20 protein-coding genes and 1 other RNA gene are annotated in these 18,248 nt (G+C 70.8%); 11 read left to right on the top strand and 10 right to left on the bottom strand.

Annotation, left to right across the window (positions count from 1 at the left end; translation table 11 throughout):
- Positions 1-136: 136 nt before the first annotated feature.
- From ftsX to BKA00_RS22350, 6 genes are all read left to right on the top strand, one after another.
- Positions 137-1,042 (top strand): permease-like cell division protein FtsX, encoded by a 906-nt coding sequence (gene ftsX, locus BKA00_RS22375; protein ID WP_179846217.1) that lies wholly within the window; start codon positions 137-139, stop codon positions 1,040-1,042.
- 93 nt (positions 1,043-1,135) lie between these two features.
- Positions 1,136-2,317: a S41 family peptidase gene (locus BKA00_RS22370; protein WP_230298668.1), complete on the top strand. Its 1,182-nt coding sequence runs from the start codon at positions 1,136-1,138 to the stop codon at positions 2,315-2,317.
- A gap of 32 nt (positions 2,318-2,349) precedes the next feature.
- The gene (gene smpB / locus BKA00_RS22365) at positions 2,350-2,841 is read left to right on the top strand and encodes an SsrA-binding protein SmpB (RefSeq protein WP_185027950.1); all 492 of its coding nucleotides are present in this window, start codon (positions 2,350-2,352) and stop codon (positions 2,839-2,841) included.
- 9 nt (positions 2,842-2,850) lie between these two features.
- A complete protein-coding gene (locus tag BKA00_RS22360; protein WP_230298667.1) occupies positions 2,851-4,788 on the top strand; it encodes a penicillin-binding transpeptidase domain-containing protein in 1,938 nt (645 codons plus the stop codon).
- Positions 4,789-5,097: 309 nt separating this feature from the next.
- Positions 5,098-5,470: a transfer-messenger RNA gene (gene ssrA, locus BKA00_RS22355) on the top strand.
- A 100-nt stretch (positions 5,471-5,570) separates the two neighbouring features.
- Entirely contained in the window at positions 5,571-6,005 is a 435-nt protein-coding gene (locus tag BKA00_RS22350; RefSeq protein ID WP_185027949.1) for an NUDIX domain-containing protein, read from the top strand.
- Between the two features lie 2 nt (positions 6,006-6,007).
- Here the strand turns inward: BKA00_RS22350 and BKA00_RS22345 are convergent, their stop codons facing one another.
- From BKA00_RS22345 to BKA00_RS22330, 4 genes are all read right to left on the bottom strand, one after another.
- Positions 6,008-6,304 (bottom strand): hypothetical protein, encoded by a 297-nt coding sequence (locus BKA00_RS22345; protein WP_185027947.1) that lies wholly within the window; start codon positions 6,302-6,304, stop codon positions 6,008-6,010.
- Between the two features lie 94 nt (positions 6,305-6,398).
- A complete protein-coding gene (locus BKA00_RS22340; RefSeq protein ID WP_185027945.1) occupies positions 6,399-7,070 on the bottom strand; it encodes a formylglycine-generating enzyme family protein in 672 nt (223 codons plus the stop codon).
- Positions 7,063-7,881, bottom strand: a complete 819-nt coding sequence (locus BKA00_RS22335) for a sulfotransferase family protein (protein WP_185027943.1) — start codon at positions 7,879-7,881, stop codon at positions 7,063-7,065. Before BKA00_RS22335 ends, BKA00_RS22340 begins: the two co-directional genes overlap by 8 nt.
- 621 nt (positions 7,882-8,502) lie before the next feature.
- Complete coding sequence (locus tag BKA00_RS22330; protein WP_185027941.1) at positions 8,503-9,114, bottom strand: dihydrofolate reductase family protein; 612 nt, start codon at positions 9,112-9,114, stop codon at positions 8,503-8,505.
- Between the two features lie 404 nt (positions 9,115-9,518).
- Between BKA00_RS22330 and BKA00_RS22325 the strand changes: the two genes are divergently transcribed.
- The gene (locus BKA00_RS22325) at positions 9,519-10,634 is read left to right on the top strand and encodes a glycoside hydrolase family 25 protein (RefSeq protein WP_185027939.1); all 1,116 of its coding nucleotides are present in this window, start codon (positions 9,519-9,521) and stop codon (positions 10,632-10,634) included.
- A gap of 11 nt (positions 10,635-10,645) precedes the next feature.
- Here BKA00_RS22325 and BKA00_RS22320 read toward each other — a convergent pair whose 3' ends face one another.
- Positions 10,646-11,206: a GNAT family N-acetyltransferase gene (locus BKA00_RS22320; protein WP_185034615.1), complete on the bottom strand. Its 561-nt coding sequence runs from the start codon at positions 11,204-11,206 to the stop codon at positions 10,646-10,648.
- Positions 11,207-11,390: 184 nt separating this feature from the next.
- Here BKA00_RS22320 and BKA00_RS22315 point away from each other — a divergent pair, with 184 nt between their 5' ends.
- A complete protein-coding gene (locus BKA00_RS22315; protein ID WP_185027937.1) occupies positions 11,391-12,164 on the top strand; it encodes a hypothetical protein in 774 nt (257 codons plus the stop codon).
- Positions 12,165-12,221: 57 nt separating this feature from the next.
- Here BKA00_RS22315 and BKA00_RS22310 read toward each other — a convergent pair whose 3' ends face one another.
- From BKA00_RS22310 to BKA00_RS22290, 5 genes are all read right to left on the bottom strand, one after another.
- Entirely contained in the window at positions 12,222-12,635 is a 414-nt protein-coding gene (locus BKA00_RS22310) for a VOC family protein (protein ID WP_185027935.1), read from the bottom strand.
- Positions 12,632-13,129, bottom strand: a complete 498-nt coding sequence (locus BKA00_RS22305) for an SRPBCC family protein (protein ID WP_185027933.1) — start codon at positions 13,127-13,129, stop codon at positions 12,632-12,634. The genes BKA00_RS22310 and BKA00_RS22305 overlap by 4 nt, the downstream gene beginning before the upstream one ends.
- Positions 13,126-13,461: an ArsR/SmtB family transcription factor gene (locus BKA00_RS22300; RefSeq protein ID WP_230298666.1), complete on the bottom strand. Its 336-nt coding sequence runs from the start codon at positions 13,459-13,461 to the stop codon at positions 13,126-13,128. Before BKA00_RS22300 ends, BKA00_RS22305 begins: the two co-directional genes overlap by 4 nt.
- Before the next feature lie 134 nt (positions 13,462-13,595).
- The gene (locus BKA00_RS22295) at positions 13,596-14,033 is read right to left on the bottom strand and encodes a nuclear transport factor 2 family protein (protein ID WP_230298665.1); all 438 of its coding nucleotides are present in this window, start codon (positions 14,031-14,033) and stop codon (positions 13,596-13,598) included.
- A gap of 23 nt (positions 14,034-14,056) precedes the next feature.
- Entirely contained in the window at positions 14,057-14,926 is an 870-nt protein-coding gene (locus BKA00_RS22290) for a TIGR03619 family F420-dependent LLM class oxidoreductase (protein ID WP_185027929.1), read from the bottom strand.
- An 85-nt stretch (positions 14,927-15,011) separates the two neighbouring features.
- On the opposite strand from BKA00_RS22290, the gene BKA00_RS22285 reads away from it, so the two are divergent.
- The 3 genes from BKA00_RS22285 (at position 15,012) to BKA00_RS22275 (ending at position 18,219) form a co-directional block, all read left to right on the top strand.
- The gene (locus tag BKA00_RS22285) at positions 15,012-15,881 is read left to right on the top strand and encodes an SDR family NAD(P)-dependent oxidoreductase (RefSeq protein WP_185027927.1); all 870 of its coding nucleotides are present in this window, start codon (positions 15,012-15,014) and stop codon (positions 15,879-15,881) included.
- An 11-nt stretch (positions 15,882-15,892) separates the two neighbouring features.
- The gene (locus BKA00_RS22280; protein WP_230298664.1) at positions 15,893-16,849 is read left to right on the top strand and encodes an EI24 domain-containing protein; all 957 of its coding nucleotides are present in this window, start codon (positions 15,893-15,895) and stop codon (positions 16,847-16,849) included.
- 98 nt (positions 16,850-16,947) lie between these two features.
- Positions 16,948-18,219: a flagellar basal body-associated FliL family protein gene (locus BKA00_RS22275; protein WP_185027923.1), complete on the top strand. Its 1,272-nt coding sequence runs from the start codon at positions 16,948-16,950 to the stop codon at positions 18,217-18,219.
- The last annotated feature ends 29 nt before the right edge of the window (positions 18,220-18,248 follow it).

The raw sequence follows: 18,248 nt of genomic DNA, 5'->3' as shown, positions 1-18,248 counted from the left end.
GCGCACTGACATCTGAACCATCGATTCCCGCCGGGTCGTAGGAAACCCAGAGGGGTGCCCGAAAGGAAGCCGCCCGCGCCGCGTCCCGCGGCGCCCCGGCTCCCGGCCCAGCAACGGCGATCAAGGACAGCGAGGCATGCGCGTACAGTTCGTTCTCCAGGAGATCTGGATCGGTCTCCGCAGGAACATGACGATGACGATCTCCCTCGTCATCACCGTCGCCATCGCCATGGCGCTCTTCGGCACCGGGCTGCTCCTGCGGCAGCAGGTCTCCGCGTCCAAGAGCTACTGGTACGACAAGATCGAGGTCTCGATCTTCCTGTGCGCGAAGACGAGCTCCAATCCCGTCTGCCAGAAGCAGGACGTCACCGAGCAGCAGCGGGAGACGCTCAAGGCGCAGTTGGCGAAGATGCCGCAGGTCTCGGATGTCCAGTACGAGAACAAGCAGCAGGCCTACGCCCGCTTCAAGGACCGCTTCGCCGGCTCGCCCGGGTTCGTGGAGAGCACCCGCGAGGGCGACATCCCCGACTCGTTCCGGGTCAAGCTGAAGAATCCGGAGGAGTACAAGGCGGTCGCGCAGGCGATGCTCAACCAGCCCGGCGTCGACTCGGTCATCAACGAGCAGGAGATCCTGAAACGGTTCTTCCGGATCCTGAACGGGTTGCAGGTCGCCGCGTTGACGATCGCCTTGATCCAGGTGATAGCCGCGGTGATGCTGGTCGGCAACACCGTCCGGCTGTCGGCGTTCAACCGGCGCCGGGAGACCGGGATCATGCGGTTGGTCGGGGCGTCCAACACCTATATCCAGCTGCCGTTCATCCTGGAGGGCGCGATCGCCGGGCTGATCGGCGGGTTGTTCGCGTCGGTGCTGCTGATCTTCAGTAAGAAACTCCTGGTCGACCGGCTCGCGGGAGACGTCCAGCTCGTCAGCCAGCTCGGCTGGAGCGTGGTGATCCTCGTCATCATCGTGTCGATCTGCTTCGGCGTCCTGCTGTGCGCCGTCTCCTCGTTCCTGACCCTGCGCAGATACCTGCGAATCTGACGCTTCCGCCGGATCCGGCCCAACCGCCGGATCCGGGCCCCGGTACCGCCCTACACTTGGCCGCATGACCCCCTCCGCGCCCCCGTCGCGCCCGTGTCCCCGCTGAGCGGGAGACGGGGCGGCGGCGTGCTGCGCGGCACGGCCATCGCGGCGGCGATCGTCTGCGCCTACGGCGCGGGGGTCGTGAGCGGCTCGGGCTCCGGGCGGCACGCGGCCGTCGCCGGAGGCGGCTCCGTCCTGGACGAGGCCGCCGCGAAGATCGGCGCACGGGCCGCGCGGCCCGTCGACCGCGGCGCGCTCGACCGCGCCGCCATCGAGGGCATGCTGCGCGGGCTCGGCGACCGGTGGGCGCACTACTACTCGGCCCGCGAGTACGACGACGTCGAGGGCCGCCTCACCGGCCGCTACAGCGGCGTCGGCCTGTGGCTCGGCAGCGAGGACGGCGACTCCCGCGTCCTGGTGGCGAGCGTCCAGCCCGGAACCCCCGCGGCCCGCGCCGGCGTGCGGGCCGGCGACGTCGTCACCCGCGTCGGTGACGCCTCCGCGGCCGGCTGGGACATCTCGCGCGTCGCCGAGGCGCTGCGCGGACGTCCGGACGAGATGGTCGAACTCACCGTGGAGCGCGAGCGTCGAACCAGGAGATTCCACCTCGTCCGTACGAAGGTCTCCGGAGGGGACGTCACCGTGACCGAGCTTCCCGACCGCGCGCGGATGATCCGGGTCGGCGCCTTCACCCGCGGGACGGGCCTCCAGGTCCGCGCGGCCGTGACCGGGCGCTCGCCCGCGGGCCGCCCCGAGGGCGGCGTCCTGCTCGACCTGCGCGGCAACCCCGGCGGGCTGGTGGACGAGGCGGTCGAGACGGCGTCGGCGTTCCTGGCCGACGGCCCGGTCGTGACCTACGAGCCGCGCGGCAGGCCCGTCCAGCGGCGCACGGTCACCGCCCCCGGCGACGACCGGACCCCGCTCGTCGTGCTCGTCGACGCGGGCACCGCGAGCGCCGCGGAGATCGTCGCGGGCTCCCTGCGCGACCGGGACCGCGCGGTGATCGTAGGATCGCGTACGTACGGGAAGGGCTCGGTGCAGGAACCCCTCCGGCTCGACGACGGGTCGGTCGTCGAGCTGACCGTCGGTCGCTACCGCACCCCGAGCGGCCGTAACCTCGACGGGGTCGGCATCGAACCCGACGTGGAGGTCTCCGCCGACCGCCCCGCCAAGGCGGCCGAGCGGCGCGCCCGGACGGTGCTGCACGGCCTCGACGCGACGATGCCGGGCTGAAGACGACGACGCGGGACTTGAGGACTGAGGACGTGGCACGGGACACCGGGCGGAAGAACGACACCGGGCGCAGGCTCATCGCCCAGAACAAGCGGGCCCGGTACGACTACCACATCGACGACACGTGGGAAGCGGGCATGGTGCTGATGGGCACCGAGGTGAAGGCCCTGCGCGCCGGCCGGGCCTCCCTGGCCGACGGCTTCGCGCACGTGCGCGACGGCGAGGTGTGGCTGGAGAACGTCCACATCCCCGAGTACACGCAGGGCACCTGGACCAACCACGCGCCCCGCAGGCGCCGCAAGCTGCTGCTCCACCGGCGCGAGATCCAGAAGATCATCGCGAAGTCGGAGGAGCCGGGCTGGACGCTGATCCCGCTCTCCCTGTACTTCAAGGACGGGAAGGCCAAGGTCGAGATCGGCCTGGCCCGTGGTAAGAAGTCCTACGACAAGCGCCAGGCCATCGCCAAGCGGGAAGCCGAGCGGGAGATGCAGAAGGCTGCGGCGGCCCGGTTCAGGAGACGGTGAAGGGTGTCGATGACGAACCGAGGCCGGAGGCGGGCCCGTGCCGGGGCCCGTACGCCGCTGCTCTCACCCGCGCGGCGCCGGGCGGTCGCGCTGGCGGCCTGCGGCGCGCTGGTCGGGACGATGACGACCGGGTGCTGGGCCGAGCCGTCGGCGATGCCCGCCGTCCGCGACTTCCTCATCGCCTGGCAGGTCGGCAACTACGAGGCCGCGGCCGGGCGGACCGTCGGCGCCGACCGCAGGCAGGTCGAGGACGCGCTCGGCCGCGTCCGGCAGCAGCTCGACGCGGCGTCCCTGCGGCTGTCGCTCGGCACCGAGGTCGAGAGCACGGACGTCGACCAGATCGTCAAGAAGGGCGACGAGGCCGACGCCCGCTTCACCGTGAAGATCGACCTGGGTGAGAACGGGCAGCCGTGGCAGTACCCCGGGCTGATGCACCTGCGCCGCGTCGGCGGCAAGTGGAAGGTCGTCTGGGACCCGTCCATCATCAACACCAAGCTGAAGCCGGGGCAGCGCCTCGCCGTGGTGACGCAGGTGCCCAAGCGCTCCCCGATCACCGACACGGCGGGCCGCTCCGCGCTGCGCGAGATCGGCGCCTACCAGGTCGGGGTCTTCCCGGGGCAGCTCGCCGACCCGCAGAAGACCATCGACCAGCTCACCAGGCAGACCAAGATCGACGGTGGCCGGCGGCTGGACTCCGAGCGCCTCCTCGGCCGCGTCCGGTCCGCCCCGCCGCAGACGTACCTGCCGCTGCTGACCCTCCAGGTCCCCACGCATAACGCGCTGATCCAGCGGCTCACCCACATCCCGGGGCTGCAGTTCCAGGGCGTCCGCGCGCCGATCGCGCCCGCGTACGCGCCCGAGCTGATCGGCAACCTCGGCCCCGCCACCGCCGACCGGCTCCAGCAGGTCGGCGCGCCCTACCAGCCGGGCGACACGATCGGCGTCAGCGGGATCCAGCTGCTCCAGCAGCGCCGCCTCGCCGGGACGCCCACGGTCAGCGTCGTCGCGCAGGACGAGACCGGCAAGAGCACCGAGCAACTGCGCTCCTGGCCCGGCCAGGAGCCGCAGCAGGTCCAGACCACCCTCGACCCCGCCTACCAGCGCCACGCCGACGACGCGCTGGCCGCCCTGCGGTTCCCGGCGTCCATGGTCGCCGTGCGCTCCAGCACCGGCGAGGTGCTCGCGGTGGCCAACCACGGCACGGGCGGCCAGAACCTCGCCTTCGAGGGCCACTACCCGCCCGGCCTGACGTTCGGGATCGTGTCCGCGCTGGCGCTGTTCTCCCAGGCCGGCATGAAGCAGTCCACCGAGACCACCTGCCCCGGCACCGTCACCGTCGGCGGCAAGACGTTCACCAACGCGGCCCGCCCCGGCAGCACCTTCGCCAACCACTTCGCCGCGTCCTGCAAGACGACGCTGGCGCAGCTCAGCGGCAAGGTGGACGGCCAGACCCTCGTCCGGGAGGCGGCCCAGCTCGGCATCGGCAAGAACTGGGGTCTCGGCGTCCCCGCCTTCACCGGCTCCGTCCCGGTGCCCGCGAACGACGGCGACAAGGCCGCGGCCATGGTCGGAGAAGGCGCCGTCCAGGTCAGCCCGCTGGCGATGGCCATGGTGGCCGCCGCCGCGTACAGCGGCACCTGGCGGCCGCCCTACGTCCTCAAGGACCCGTCCACGACGGCCCAGGCGCCGCAGGCCCAGAGCCCGCCGTCGGAGTCGATCTCGAACCTCAAGAGGACCTTGAGCCGCACCGCGTCCCGGGGCAACGCCCGCGGCGCCCGCGTCTCCGGCGACGTCGGCGGCGTCGCCGCCCTCACCACCTACAACGAGGGCGGCCGTTCCAAGACCGTCTCCTGGTTCGTCGGCTACAGCGGCGACCGCGCCTTCGCGATCGCCGTCGAGGGCGTCGTCAACACCCCGGCGCTGGCCGCGAAGTTCCTCGGCGGCTAGCTCCTTTGTCGGCTCTTTACGGACGGGACGCAACCAACCCGCCCCCCGCGTGCGTCTTTACGGGTGACTGAGCCACCGCTTGGGGGGTTGCGGACTCAGTCGCCGTGATGAGACCAGAGCCTCGTCTCGGGGGAGGCTCTGCCGTCCGGACCGGCCCGACCCTGCCGGTCGACCCCGGTGGACGCGACACCGTTCGCGTCCACCGGGGTTCACGTGTGTCCGGGAGGGAATCACGTTGCCCCGGCACGCGTTATCCTTGTAGCGTCATCGTGCGGACGTCCTCGGACGGACGCTTTGACAACTGAACATGGGGGTGACCGGCTTCGACTTCGGTCGTTCGAGTCAGGGGAAGCGGGTCGAGGGTTGCTGTCGTGACCTCGTAAATCCTGTGACAGCAAACCAATAACTGCCAACAAGAAGCAGTCTGAGTTCGCCCTCGCCGCCTAGGCGAGGAGTGAACTCTGTCAGCCCGGGAGTGTCTCCGTCCCGGGGTCTGGCATCGTAAGGAGACTTCACCTACCGGTCCGGTCGCGGGTCCGGTAGGGAAATCGAACAGCGACTGAGCCCGTCGGCGACACGCCTGCGTGAGCGCCGGGGCTGAGAAAACGCTAAGCAGGCTGCACCCGGAGAAGCCCTGACCCTTCACCGAAGGACGCGGGTTCGATTCCCGCCACCTCCACTACACGAGAAGCCGCTGATCAGACACGTTCTGGTCGGCGGCTTCTCGCATGTGCGCCCACCTGACGACTGCGAAGCGCCGCCGGCGACGGTAGGTTGCCGGCGTGGAAGTTCGCGTTACGGGGATCGTCATCGAGGACGGCCGGATTCTGCTGCTGGACCAGGACACCGACACCGGACGGTCGTGGTCCCTGCCGGGCGGCAAGGTCGAGGAGGCCGAGCCGCTGGCCGACGCGCTGGTCAGGGAGATGCGGGAGGAGACCGGTGTCGACGTCGAGGCCGGCCGGCTGCTGTACGTCTGCGATCACATTCGCGGTGACGCGCACGTCCTGCACATCACCTTCGAGGCGCGCCGCGTAGGCGGCACGGCCGGGGTCGTGGCCGGGACGGCGGACTCCCGCCCGATCCGCGGCGTCGAGTTCGTCAGCCTCGGCGACCTGGTGTCGCTCGGTTTCGGCGAGCGGTTCGTCGACCTCGCGAGGGCCGGTTTCCCCGGCGCCGGCTCCTACATGGGCCCCAAGAGCAACATCGGCCTCTGAGCCTAGGACTCGGCCGCGAGGGCGAGCGCGGCGCTGATCAGGTTGTGCTCCGCACGGGCGCGGGCGCCCAGGCCTTTCGCCCGGCCTCCGCCCGGGCTCGTCGCCAGCCGCGCCAGCGCGTCGCGGGTCCGCGGCGCCAGCGCGGGCGCCCACAAGGGCCGCCGGGAGTCCTCGGTGAGCAGCCGCAGATGGTCTTCGACGGCCGTCGTGAACGCCTCGTCGTCCATCGCGGCGAGCTCGGCGATCCGCGCCTCGTCGGCGGCGGTGAGCAGACCGCCGGGGGTCAGTCTGAGGGCCATCGCGCAACCTCCTCCTCACCGGCCTGCCGGACCGTCGCCAGTATGACCAGAACGAGGGTGGGGACCGGTTGGTCCCCACCCTCTCACTCATGGATCAGTCGAACGCGACCCGGAAGCCGATGCCGACCGTTCCGACGGCCCCCCACTTGGCGCGGGAGACCTGGTTCTGGAGCTGGTTCTCGCTCTTGTTCCAGGAGCCGCCCTTGACCGCGTACTCAGCGGTCGGGTCGAACTCCGCGGCGGTGTCGGTCGGACGAGTGGCGCACCATTCGCCGACGTTGCCGGCCATGTCGTACAGGCCCCACCGGTTGGCCGGGAAGTTCCCGACGTTCGTGGTGGAACCGTAGTGCTCGCCGTAGTTGGCGAGGTCCGGAGTGGGCTCGCCGTCGCCCCACGGGTAGCGCACCAGCTCCCCGTAGGACGCCGCGTACTCCCACTCGTGGACGGACGGCAGCCGACCGCCGAGAACGGCGGCGAAGGCCTGGGCGCCGCGCCAGCTGACGGCCACGACCGGGTGACGCCTGTACTCGTCGTCGACGAGGTGGTAGCCCCTTTCGAGGTTCCACTGCAGCGGCAGTTCCGGGTTGTGGACGTTGACGAAGCGGTAAGCCCCGAGCCGGTCCCCGTTGTCCAGGGCCCCCGCGTTGAGGATGGCCAGAGCGATCTCGTTGGTGACCGGGGTCGCCCCCAGAGCCACCATCGAGACGCCCGGTGCGGCCGGGATCGGACGAGCGGCCGCCCGGTAGGCGGTGATGAGCTCATTCATACCCGAGCACCTCCATCTCGCGGCGCAGGCGCCTGCTGATGCGGTCGATGTCGTCGGCGGCCAGCCTGGTCCGCCAAGCGTTGAGCACCTTCTGCGGGTCACGGACGGTCGAGTAATCGCCGCCCCGTGACGGGCCGCTGTGGCTCTGCTCGACGAACCGGAGCTGATCGGGGTGGACGTCGGATCCGATGGATCGCATCACCCTTCTCAGTGCCGCCTCCGGATCGGCCATGAGGTCCTCGAATCGAAGCAGCGTCACCGGCAGGGCGCCGGGGCGCTGACGCGACTCGGCGACGTACCGCTGGGCCTCGTACCACCGGACCTGCCAGGAACTGATGAGCTGGTCCAGCGGCGTCTCGTACTCGAGGCGGAACGGGATCTCCGCACCATACAGGTGCTGGTAGCGGGCTATGGTGGTGCGATAGCCCCACTTCTTCAGCATGTACGGCCTGGAGAGCACCGAATTGATGACCGCTCGCGGATCGCGAACGTAGAGGATGACTCGTCGGCCCGGGAATACCCGGTCGAGCCAGCCGAGTTTCTCGAACCCGAGGGTCTCCTTGAAGCCCCGACCGGGCTGGCTGGTGTAGCCGGCGAGGGACTCGAGGAAGTCCACCGCCGTCGACATGCCCGCCAGTTCCGGGTGGAGGATGTCGCCGCTGTACTCGTCGGCGCTCCACCGGACGAGGTCCCTCGGCAGGAACACCGAGGTGTGCATCGTCAGGGGTTCGTTGAGGCACGCCACCGCGGGGTGGGCCTCCAGGACATCTCCGAAGAAATTGGAGCCCGAGCGGTGGTGTGCGAAGACCATGAAGGTCTCCGCGCCCTCCGAGGGTGAGGGTGCGGCAGGCTGTCGCCCACCGTCTTTCCTTGCGTGCAGTGCCTTCTCCTTTCGAAAAGGCGCACAAGGAGTCGGGTAGGCGTCCCGGCTCCTTGTCGCGCCTAGGCGACAGAGAGCCGGTGGCTCTTGTCTGTGGTTTGCAGACGCAGAATAACCGGGGATCGGGCGGGCACGCTAGAATTAATGACCGGTGTAAGCCCCTCCATGACGCGGCGAGATTAGGCACCTCGTCGGCGGGGGCGCGCTGGAGCGGCGGGCGGCCCTTCTTCTCCTTTCGAAGGGCCGCCCGCCGTTTTATTCGCAGACGACGTGCGATGCAGTCAAAATGACGCCGGGGTCAGTCAAGAGTTCCGTTTGGTGTGGGCCGCGGAAGGCTGTCGGGCGGGCGTCGGGACGAGGCGCCCCCCGACCGGGCGTCCGCCGCGGACGCGCACGTGTGAGCATCGCCACAGGGCGATCCCGGTCCTTGCCGTCGCCGCTCAGACGGTCGCGGCGGTCGGGGCCCCGCTCGGTCCGGCCATGCTGGTCGGCCATTAGGCGCACTGGGGGGCCGCTCGCGGTGGGATCGGCGCATTCCGGCTCGCCCGGAGGCTAGCGGCGCACCCTGTACCTCAGGTGCAGGACGCGCTCGCCCTGGATGACGACGTGGGGGTCCTCCAGCAGATGCTGCCGGTCGACGCCTCCGAAGAAGCGCTTGCCCGTCCCGAACACCACCGGCACCACGTCCATCGCCACCTCGTCCACGAGACCGGCCGCGAGGATCTGTCCGCCCACGTCGCCGGCGTTCACGGCGACGGTCCGCTCCCCGGCGAGTTCCTGAGCCTTCTCGATCGCGGCCGTCACGTCGGAGGCGAAGTGGTACGACGCCTCGGGGTGCCAGCCCTCGGGCTTCGGCCGGTGGGACACCACGACCACGTGGTCGCCCGCGGGCGGCCGGCCCTCCCAGCCGTTCACCAGGTCGAACAGGGTGCGGCCCATCACGATCGTGCCGATCGTCGCCCACGTCGACCGGACGTACTCCGCCGACGCCTTGGAGACCCTGACGCCGCCTCCGCTCCCGGAGTGGTCGTACTCCTGGTCGCCGCCTCCGATGATCGGGACGTCCCCGTCGAAGTACCAGTCGTGGAGCGTTCCGACCTGGTCCCTGTCGTCGGCGATGAAGCCGTCGACCGACATGACGCTGTGCAAGATCACTGTGCCCACGGGTCCCCCTCGGGTCTCTTCGCTTCCTCGCTGCTGATCATTTCGTCTCGGGAGCGGCCGGGCTTGTAAGAAATCAATCGGCGGGCATCGGGCCGCTGTCGGGCGGGAAGCCCGCCTGGGCGGGGAACCGGCGCCGCAGGGCCAGGTAGCCCCCAGGATTTGCAGTGCACCCCGACCAGCCGTACTCGCGCGGGGTACTCGACGATGAAACGCCGGGTCCATACGCCCATGAACCATCCGCCGGCGAACCGGGACCGGGGCCGCGAGGGAGGTCCTTGACGGTCCGTCTCGCTATGACTTCCTCCCGTATGAGCGATCGTGACCAAGCGATTGCGCAGAGTAAATTCTCTCATGGTTCCTGCATCGTGCACCGTCCACGGTGCCGGGCCGGGGGAGGAGCCGTCGTGCTGTACGGGGTCGATGTGGCGAGTTACCAGGGCAGGCCGGACTGGCAACGAGTCCACGCCTCGGGGGTCCGGTTCGCGTTCTCCAAGGTCACCGAATCGACCACCTACGTGAATCCGACCTGGAGCTACAACCGCTCCGAAACGCTCGCGCTGGGCGCCGACTTCGTGCCCGGCGGCTACCACTTCCTGCATGGCGGCAACGGTGCCGCGCAAGCCCGCTACTTCCTGGACCGGGCGGGGGACGTGTCCCGCCTTGCCCTCGCCCTCGACGTCGAGGCGTCCGGCGCCGACGCGGCCACGGCCAGGGCATGGGTGGCCGAGGTGAAGAGCCGCACCGGCGGGCATCCCGTCATCGGCTACTTCCCGCGCTGGTACTGGGAGGAGCAGGGGCGGCCCGATCTCAGCTTCTTCGACACGATCTGGCAGTCGCGGTACGTCTCCGGCTCCGGTTCCCCGGCCGCCCTCTACCAGAAGGTCCCCGCCTCGTTCTGGACCCCGTACGGCGGGGAGCCGATGTCGATCCTGCAGTACTCGTCCAGCGGCTCGGTGCCGGGCATCACGGGCCACTGCGATGCCAACGCCTTCCGCGGCTCACTCGCGGAGCTGAAGGCGCTGGCCCTTGGGTCCCATGAGGAGGACGAAGTGCCCATCCGCAGCAGTTACGGCAAGACCAGGCCCCAGACTCTGGCGTGGGGGAAGTTCACTGTCCTCAACTGGGACGTCACCCACGCCGACCCTGCCGACTGCCACTCCGAGCCGGACAAGGACCATCCCGACGGCTATCCCGGCTACGTGGCTCCGCTCTCGACGTGGGCGGACATCACCGCCATCGTCGGCGTCGAGGGGATGAGCCCCGGCGACGAGTACCAGATGCGGTTCGAGGTCCACGACTGGGAGGACGGCCAGTCGTCCGGGACGTGGTCCGAAACCCGCGCCGACGCCCTGGCCACCAGCGGCGCCCAGTACGTCACCGGCGCCATGCCCAAGGGCCTCGGCAAGGGCCAGCACGTGTACGTCGCGATAGCGGTGTTCCCCTCCGGAGGTGATCCCGGAAGCCGTCCCGTGCCCCGCGCGACGTCCGGCCGCTGGACCATAGCCCAAGACCGCAGCTGACCTGGAGCGGCCTAGGGTGCCTGTCCGAACGCCCGCCACTCCGGTGCGAGCACCGACCAGACCTCGATGTCCTGCCGTTCTCCGCGGTAGAGGTAGCTTTCCCGCAGGGTGCCGTCCTTCGTCATCCCGAGCCGCTTCGCCACGGCGATGCTGGGCAGGTTGGCGGCCGAGACGCGCCATTCCACACGGTGGATGCCGCGCTCTTCGACGGCCCAGTCGATGATGGTGCGCACCGCTCTGGTCACCAGGCCCCTGCCCGACGCCGACGGCTCCAGCCAGCAGCCGGCCTCGGCGGTGCCCTGGTCGACGTCCATCGTCACGAAGAGGACCCCGCCCACCAGCCGGCCGTCGACCCATATGCCGTAGATGCGCCCCCTGTCGGCTGCGGCCTTGTCCGCGTACGCCTGGAGTTGCGCGCGGCTGGACTCCAGGTCCGTGACGCGGTCCGGGAGCCCGACGTGCCGGCCGATGAAGTCTCGGCCCCGGTCGATGTGGGTCAGGAACTCCTCGGCCTGCCACGGTTCGAGCGGCCGCAGCTCCGCACCGTCGTCACCAAGGGACACCGCGTACATGCTCGCCTCCACGGTCAGCACCAGCACAGACTGCGGTGGATCCTCTCACGGACGGGCGTCGACACCTTCGCACCCGCGACGTTCCGCGACCTGTCGACGCCTTGCGCCTGACCGTTCGTTTGTGCATGCTCGTTTCGATTCGCGTCGGCCGCCGGAGTTTCGGCGCCCGGAGGAAGGGGTGGCCGTGGGTGGCGTGCTTCGCGGTGCGGCCTGGGCCGGGTTGGGCACCGCCGCCGTGGCGGCCGGAGCGCTGGTGGTGGTACTGATCGTCACTGATCCCTCCCCGTCCATCCTCGCGGACGACTCCCTGCTGCCCAAGCCCGCGCCGAAATCCGTCGCGCTGCCTGCGAACACCCCTGACCAGCTCGCCCTCGTCCGCTCGTGCATGGTCGGCGACCCCCTCATCTCGGTGCCGGACCCGTCAGACCCGAGGAGCGAGGCGAAGGTGACAGGGCCGGGGACGCATGTGGCCGATTTCCGGGTGCTGGCCACGTCTGATCGCGACTCGCGCGGGCGGACGGTGCTGCTGGGCAGCAGGGCGGCCTACCGGCTCTGCTTGCTCGACCGCGCCGGCAGGCCGAGCTCGAACGACCAGAGCCTTCACCAGGCCGCCAAAGTCTGGGGGGTGTCCCTGGCAGACGTCCCCGACAACGTGATCTGCGACGACACGGGCGGGGGCACTCTCGATTCCGCCAAGCCCGATGCCGAGCCGGGCTGGGAGACCCACGTGTCCGGTCGAGTCCCGGTACGGGGCGGCACGCGGGTCATTTTCACGGCTTCGGACGGCAGATCCGCGGAAGCGCCGGTGACCGACAGGTTCTTCGTCCTCCGGAGAACCGGTACCGGCCTCCAAGGCCCCGAGCTCGGTCAAATAGGAGACGTGACCGTCAAGCTCTACAAGGACCACCGCGTTCTCAAGCAATTCTCCACGCAGATGTCCACAGCCGTCCTGCACTAGAGAACCGCGCGGCCGTCCGCCTGATGCTCGGAACGCTGATCGGGTGATCGGGGTGGTTCAGGGGCGCCAGGGCATGTGCTGGAGGGTCCAGGTGTTGCCGTCCGGATCGGCGAAACCGGCGTAGAAGACGCCGCCCATGTCCTCCACCGGACCCACGTCGGCGCCGCGCTCGATGAGATCGGATCTGGCCTGCTCGATGTCGCTGACGACCAGGTGCAGTCCGCGCTGCGTCCCGACCGGCATGTCCATGCCCGGCAGGCCCTCCGTCAGCGCGATCGAACAGGCCGAACCCGGCGGTGTGAGCTGGACGTACCGGACGCCGTCCGCGGGTCGTACGTCGACGTCGGCGTTGAAGCCGAGGCCGGTGTAGAAGTCCATGGCCCGGTCGATGTCGCTGACGGGCACCGGAACGAGTTCGAGCAGGAGCACTCCGGGGCGCACGGGCAGTACCGGGGTGGAGGACTCGGTCATGGGTGGTCTCCTTCCGAGAGCAGGTCGTCGAGCCGGTCGTAGGATTCGCCCGCGCCGCGCCGCATCGGGCTGCGGAGCACGCTGTCGCGTATCGCGCGGGTGGGGTAGCGAACGGTGGTGTTCATGGCGGTGCGGCCGTCTCGCTCGTGGAAGACGGTGGTGACCAGGGCCTCGCCGGCCTCCCAGCCGTCGCGGATCTCGCTCTGCACCAGGCGTGCGGGCGCGTCCACCTCGTGGAAGACGCCGCCGTAGCCCATCTCGGCGCCGCCCGGGCCGTGCGAGACGAAGCGCCAGGCGCCACCGGGACGCAGGTCGATCTCGCACACGGTGAGCCGCCAGCCGCGGGCGCCGTGCCACTGCCGAAGCAGCTCCGGACGGGTGAACGCGTCGAACACCCGCCGCCGGGGCGCGTCGAACGTCCTGCTGAGCAGGACCTCGGTGTCGGACGGCGCGCTGACCACGAGGCCCGCCCCGCGGGGCTGCCAGGTGCTCACGAGCCGTCCCGCTCTTCGAGCCTCGCGAGCAGCTCGTCGAGCCGCTGGTAGCTCTCCTCCCAGTACTCGCGGAAGTCGGCGAGCCAGTCCAGTGCCTCCCGCAGGGGCCGCGCCTCGAGCCGGCACGGCCGCCGCTGCGCGTCCCGGCCGCGCGAGACGAGCCCGGCGCGTTCGAGCACGCGCAGGTGTTTGGACACGGCGGGCTGGCTCATCGCGAACGGAGCCGTCAACTCGCCCACCGACGCGTCGCCCTGGGTGAGGCGGGTCAAGATCGCCCGTCTGGTCGGGTCGGCCAGCGCGGCGAACGTCGTGTCGAGAGTGCCGGTGCCCACTAGAAAACCTCCTGGTTCTATAACCAAGTGGTTTTCTACCCGGGAGTCGCCGGACATGTCAACGGTCCTGGCCGCGGCGGTGGTCCGGAGGGCGCCGCTGATCGCCGCGGATCGTCCGGGAGGGGCCGGAGCCTCTAGGGCGTGGTGAGGGTGGCCATGGCGCGGTCGGGTTCCCAGTGGGCGCGCAGGGACGTGATCCTGCCGTCCTCGTCCACCGTGTAGACGAGGACGCAGTCGATGGTCATCGTGGCGCCGTCGGGCGTCGTGGTGGTGATCGTCGCGACGTTGGCGCAGCAGGGGCCGCCCGCGAAGGAGTCGGCCACGCGGAAGCGGAAGCCGGCGATCGTGGAGATGAAGGAGTTCCAGAAGTTCTCGATGCCCTCCGGGCCCCGGTGGCCCGCGCCCTCCGGGTCGAGGAAGGACGGGCCGACGGGGTCCTCGATGAGGGCGTCCGGGGCGAACAGGGCCAGCCAGTCGGCCTTGCGGCCCTCGGCGACGGCGGTCATGGAGGCGCGGGCGGCGCGGCGGGCCGGGTGGTCGGCGTCGGGGGCGTCCCAGGCGATGGCATCCACTGTAACGTGTTCTCGTTTCGGGGTCAGGAGGCGGTCTTGGCGATGACGGTCTCGGCGAACCGCTCGAGATGCTCGATCTTCTTGTCCAGCGGCTCGGTGTCGGGCCCCGCGGCGTAGGGCATCCGGAAGCCGACGATCACGTCGGTGACGCCCTTGTCCTCGAGCCGCCTCACCCCGTCGGGCGTGTACGCGTCCATCGAGATGACGTGCACCTCGAAGGGGTCGCCGGCCTTGCCCTCCGCCTCGCGGATCCGGTCCAGCCGGGCGAGCAGGTCGTCGAGGTCGTCGCCGCCGCCCGCGTGCATCCAGCCGTCCCCGCGCACGACGGCGCGGCGCAGCGCGGGCTCGCTGTGCCCGCCGACGAGGATCGGGAAGGGCCGCGCCGGGCAGATCTTGACGGCCGGGACGTCGAAGTGCTCGCCGTGGTACTCGAAGTACCCGCCGCCGCTCAGCCCCCGGACGATGTCGATGGCCTCGTCCATCCGCCTGCCGCGCCGCTCCCACGGGACGCCCATGACCTCGAAGTCCTCGCGCCAGGGGCTGAGCCCGACGCCGAGGGCGAGCCGCCCGCCGGTCAGGCACGCCACCGACGTCGCCTGCTTCGCCACCAGGACGGGGGGACGTACCGGCAGCTTGAGTACGAACGGCGTGAACCGCAGCCGGGTCGTCACCGCCCCCATGGCCGCGATCAGCGTGAACGTCTCGATGAAGGGCTTGTCCTCCAGGAACTCCCGGTTCCCGTCGGCGGTGTACGGATACACCGAGTCCGACTCCTTCGGGTACACCAGCGAGTCGGCGACCGACATGCTCGTGTACCCGGCCTCCTCGGCGGCCTTGGCCAGCGGCAGGTAGAACGACGGATCCGTCATGGCCTCGGCGTAGGTGAACCTCATGGGCGAAATAGTAGAACGTGTTCCACTTCGGTGCCAGGGGCGCCGCGCTGTTGCCCGGGGGTGCGGGGGGTGGTTCGGTGGGGGGATGGAGCGCAGGATCGCGATCGTCACCGGGGGGACCTCCGGGATCGGGAAGGAGATCGCGCGGGGGCTGGCCCGGGCGGGGATGCTGGTGGGGATCGTCTGCCGGAACGAGCTGCGCGCCGCCGCGACGGTGGAGGAGCTGACGGCGGACGTGCCGGGCGCGCGGGTCGAGACGTTCATCGGGGACCTTTCGGTGCAGATGGACGTCCGGCGGGTCGCGGCGTCGCTGGAGGAGCGGTTCGACCGGTTGGACGTGCTGGTCGACAACGCGGGCGTCTACCTGCTGCGGGCGAAGGTCAGCGCGGACGGGTACGACCGCGTGATCGCGACGAACCACCTGGGGCCGTTCCTGCTGACGAACCTGCTGCTGGGGCTGCTGGAGAAGGGGGCGCCGTCGCGGGTGGTGGTCATGGCGTCGGAGGCGCACCGGTTCTCGGACCGGCTCGACGTCGACCGGATGGCCGAGCCGGGGTCGTACGGCCCGGGCGGGGCACTGCGCGTGTACGGGCGGTCGAAGCTGCTCAACATCCTGTTCGCGCAGGAACTGGCCAGGCGGATGGAGGGCAGCGGCGTCACGGCGAACGCGGTCTGCCCTGGACTCGTCGCGACGAGCCTCGGCAGGGACGTCCGCGGCACCGAGCGCCTCCTGTCCCTCTTCTCGCACACCCCGGTGATGCGGACCCCGGAGCAGGGCGCGCGGATGGCGTTGCGGCTCGCGCTGGACGAGGAGTTCGAGGGGCGCAGCGGCGGTTACTACAGCTCCAGGCCGGGGGCCGGAAGGCTTCCGGCGGTCGGGGCCGTGAAGGATCCGGAACTGCGGCGCGCGGTATGGGACCGTTCTGTCCGTCTTGTGGGGCTGCCCGCCCTATAGGGTCAGGGTGCGTGAGCCAACCGTACGGACCCCCTGACCGGCCCGGTGCCTGGAGCGGCCTGCCGCAGCCGGGCCCGCAGCCGGGCCCGCCGCCGAGTCCGCAAGCAGCCCCCCGGCCGGGTCCCCCGCAGCCCAGTCCCGCGCAGCAGCCGGGTTTCGTCCAACAGCAGAGCCCGCCGCCGCGGCCGTCCGCGTTCAAGGACTTCTTCAACGGCGTCGGCTACCTGCTGCGCGGCATCGGATGGGTGGCGCGGCACCCGGCCCAGTGGCTGTTCGGGCTGATCCCCGCGCTGATCGTCCTGGCGGTGTACGTCGCGGCGCTGGTCTTCCTGGCCTACCGGATCGACGACCTGGCCGGATGGGTGACGGGCTTCGCCGACGGCTGGTCGGACGCGGCGCGCACGTCCGCGCGGGTCGTGGCCGGTATCGCGCTGTACGGGTCGGCCGTGTTCCTCTCGGTCATCACGTTCACGGCGGTGACGCTGCTGGTGGGCGACCCGTTCTACGAGTCCATCGCGGTCCGGGTGGAGGAGTCGCAGGGCGGCGCGCCGCCGGAGCCCGACGTCCCGCTGCTGGTCCAGATCGGCCGGGCGGTCAAGGACGCGCTGATCCTCGGGGCCGTGGCGCTGGTGTTCGCGGTCGTGTTCTTCGCGTGCGGGTTCCTGCCGGTGGTGGGGCAGACGGTCGTCCCGGTGGTCGCGGCCCTGGTGTCGGGCTACTTCCTCGCGGGCGAGCTGACGTCGATCGCGCTGGAGCGGCGCGGGCTGCGGCGCCGGGACCGGTTCGCGCGGCTGAAGACCCGCCGCCCGCTCGCCGTCGGGTTCGGCGCGGCGACCTTTGTGGTGTTTCTCATCCCGCTGGGCGCGGTGCTCGCGATGCCCGGCGCGGTGGCCGGCGGGACGCTGCTGGCACGGGAACGCCTGGCCGACGACCCGCCGGCCGAGGCGGGCCTGACGAGCCCCGGGTGAGACGTCCGGGGCGTCGGCACCGAGGCGATGAGAAGATGTGTCCTGAGCGTGATGACCGGCCGGAACGGCACGAGTGATCTTGGCGTAACGTGTGCCGCATGTCCGATCAGGGGGAGCGCAGTGTGCGCTGGACCGAAATGAGCGAGAGCGAGCCGCGGGACGGCGCGGAGGGCCCGACCGGGCCGCAGGCGGCCTTCCCCGAGCCGAAGGTGCCGGAGGTGCCGGTGCCCCCGCCGACGGGCCGCACCGACTTCTCGTCCGGCGAGGGCGCCGGGACGCACGACGTCTGGGGCAAGGTCGAGACCGGGCGCCGGGAGCCCGCCGCGCGCGAGGAGCCCGACCCCGAGGACGTCAAGGTGGCGCCCGTGGTCGAGGAGAAGCCCGCGGCCGAGGAGGCGCCCCAGTGGGAGGGGTCGCTCTTCGAGGAGGGCGGCGACGACGGCGGCGGCGACGACAGGTATGTCCCGGCCGTCCCCACCGGGTCCGGGCAGCCGGCCAAGCCCGGCAAGCCGAGCAGCGGCAACTGGCAGATGCCCGACTGGATGGCGGACGAGGACGCCGCGGACGCCAAGCTCGGCGGCTCGCCGAAGCCGCAGCGCGACGTCCTGGACGAGCGAGGCGGCCGGTCCCGGATCGTGCTGTTCGGCGGGATCGGCCTGCTGGTGGTCGCGCTCCTGGCGGCCGGCGGCGTCTACTTCATGAAGAGCGGCGACGACGAGCCGGCCGAGACCGCCGACCCGGCCGGCAACGCCGACCGGCGGGCCGCGGCGGAGCAGTCCTCCGAGCCGGCGCAGGTGGAGATGCCGCCCGACAAGCGCCTCGCGACGTTCCCCGGGAAGCCGAGCCGGATGCTCGGGCGGGTCAACGACGTCCACTCCGGGCTGTCGTACCCGCGGCTGGCCGCCCCCTGGCAGGTGCCCACCAAGAAGAACAAGCTGGGCACGCCGGGGTGGTCCGGGCAGCAGATCCTGCTGACCGAGCGGCACGCTGGGCGCTTCTGGTACGGGCAGCTCCTCACCGGAACGCTGATCCCGTCCCTCCAGAGCGCCTACCAGGGGCCCGACAGCGTGAAGACCGTGGCCGGGCTGGCCGCGAAGGGCTATGAGGCCCAGTACTACGCCTTCCCCCACAAGTCGGCCCCGCTCGCGTCGCAGGCCCTGAACGTGGGCGGGCACAAGGGCTGGCTGGTCGCCTCCTACCTCACCTACAAGCGGTCCGGGGTGCGCGCGACGGGCGAGATCGTGGTCATGGCGGTGGTCGACACCGGCCGGAAGGCGCCGGCGGTGGTGTTCGCGTCGATGCCGAACACGAACCGCAAGCAGTGGCCGGACGTCAACCAGTTCCTCGGGCAGCTCAAGATCGCCTCCTGACAACCGAATCCCGTTCTAATACGCTGGGG

Origin of the sequence: Actinomadura coerulea (genome assembly GCF_014208105.1) — a bacterium.
Lineage (GTDB): Bacteria > Actinomycetota > Actinomycetes > Streptosporangiales > Streptosporangiaceae > Spirillospora > Spirillospora coerulea.
Note: the sequence above shows the minus strand (reverse complement) of the source record. Positions and strands in the feature narration are given on the sequence as shown.

Excerpts from the sequence above, each read along its gene's own strand:
- ftsX (WP_179846217.1), top strand. The coding sequence starts at position 137 with ATGCGCGTACAGTTCGTTCTCCAGGAGATCTGGATCGGTCTCCGCAGG.
- BKA00_RS22360 (WP_230298667.1), top strand. The coding sequence starts at position 2,851 with ATGACGAACCGAGGCCGGAGGCGGGCCCGTGCCGGGGCCCGTACGCCG.
- BKA00_RS22345 (WP_185027947.1), bottom strand. The coding sequence starts at position 6,304 with ATGGCCCTCAGACTGACCCCCGGCGGTCTGCTCACCGCCGCCGACGAG.
- BKA00_RS22340 (WP_185027945.1), bottom strand. The coding sequence starts at position 7,070 with ATGAATGAGCTCATCACCGCCTACCGGGCGGCCGCTCGTCCGATCCCG.
- BKA00_RS22335 (WP_185027943.1), bottom strand. The coding sequence starts at position 7,881 with ATGGTCTTCGCACACCACCGCTCGGGCTCCAATTTCTTCGGAGATGTC.
- BKA00_RS22320 (WP_185034615.1), bottom strand. The coding sequence starts at position 11,206 with ATGTACGCGGTGTCCCTTGGTGACGACGGTGCGGAGCTGCGGCCGCTC.
- BKA00_RS22310 (WP_185027935.1), bottom strand. The coding sequence starts at position 12,635 with ATGACCGAGTCCTCCACCCCGGTACTGCCCGTGCGCCCCGGAGTGCTC.
- BKA00_RS22290 (WP_185027929.1), bottom strand. The coding sequence starts at position 14,926 with ATGAGGTTCACCTACGCCGAGGCCATGACGGATCCGTCGTTCTACCTG.
- BKA00_RS22285 (WP_185027927.1), top strand. The coding sequence starts at position 15,012 with ATGGAGCGCAGGATCGCGATCGTCACCGGGGGGACCTCCGGGATCGGG.
- BKA00_RS22275 (WP_185027923.1), top strand. The coding sequence starts at position 16,948 with ATGTCCGATCAGGGGGAGCGCAGTGTGCGCTGGACCGAAATGAGCGAG.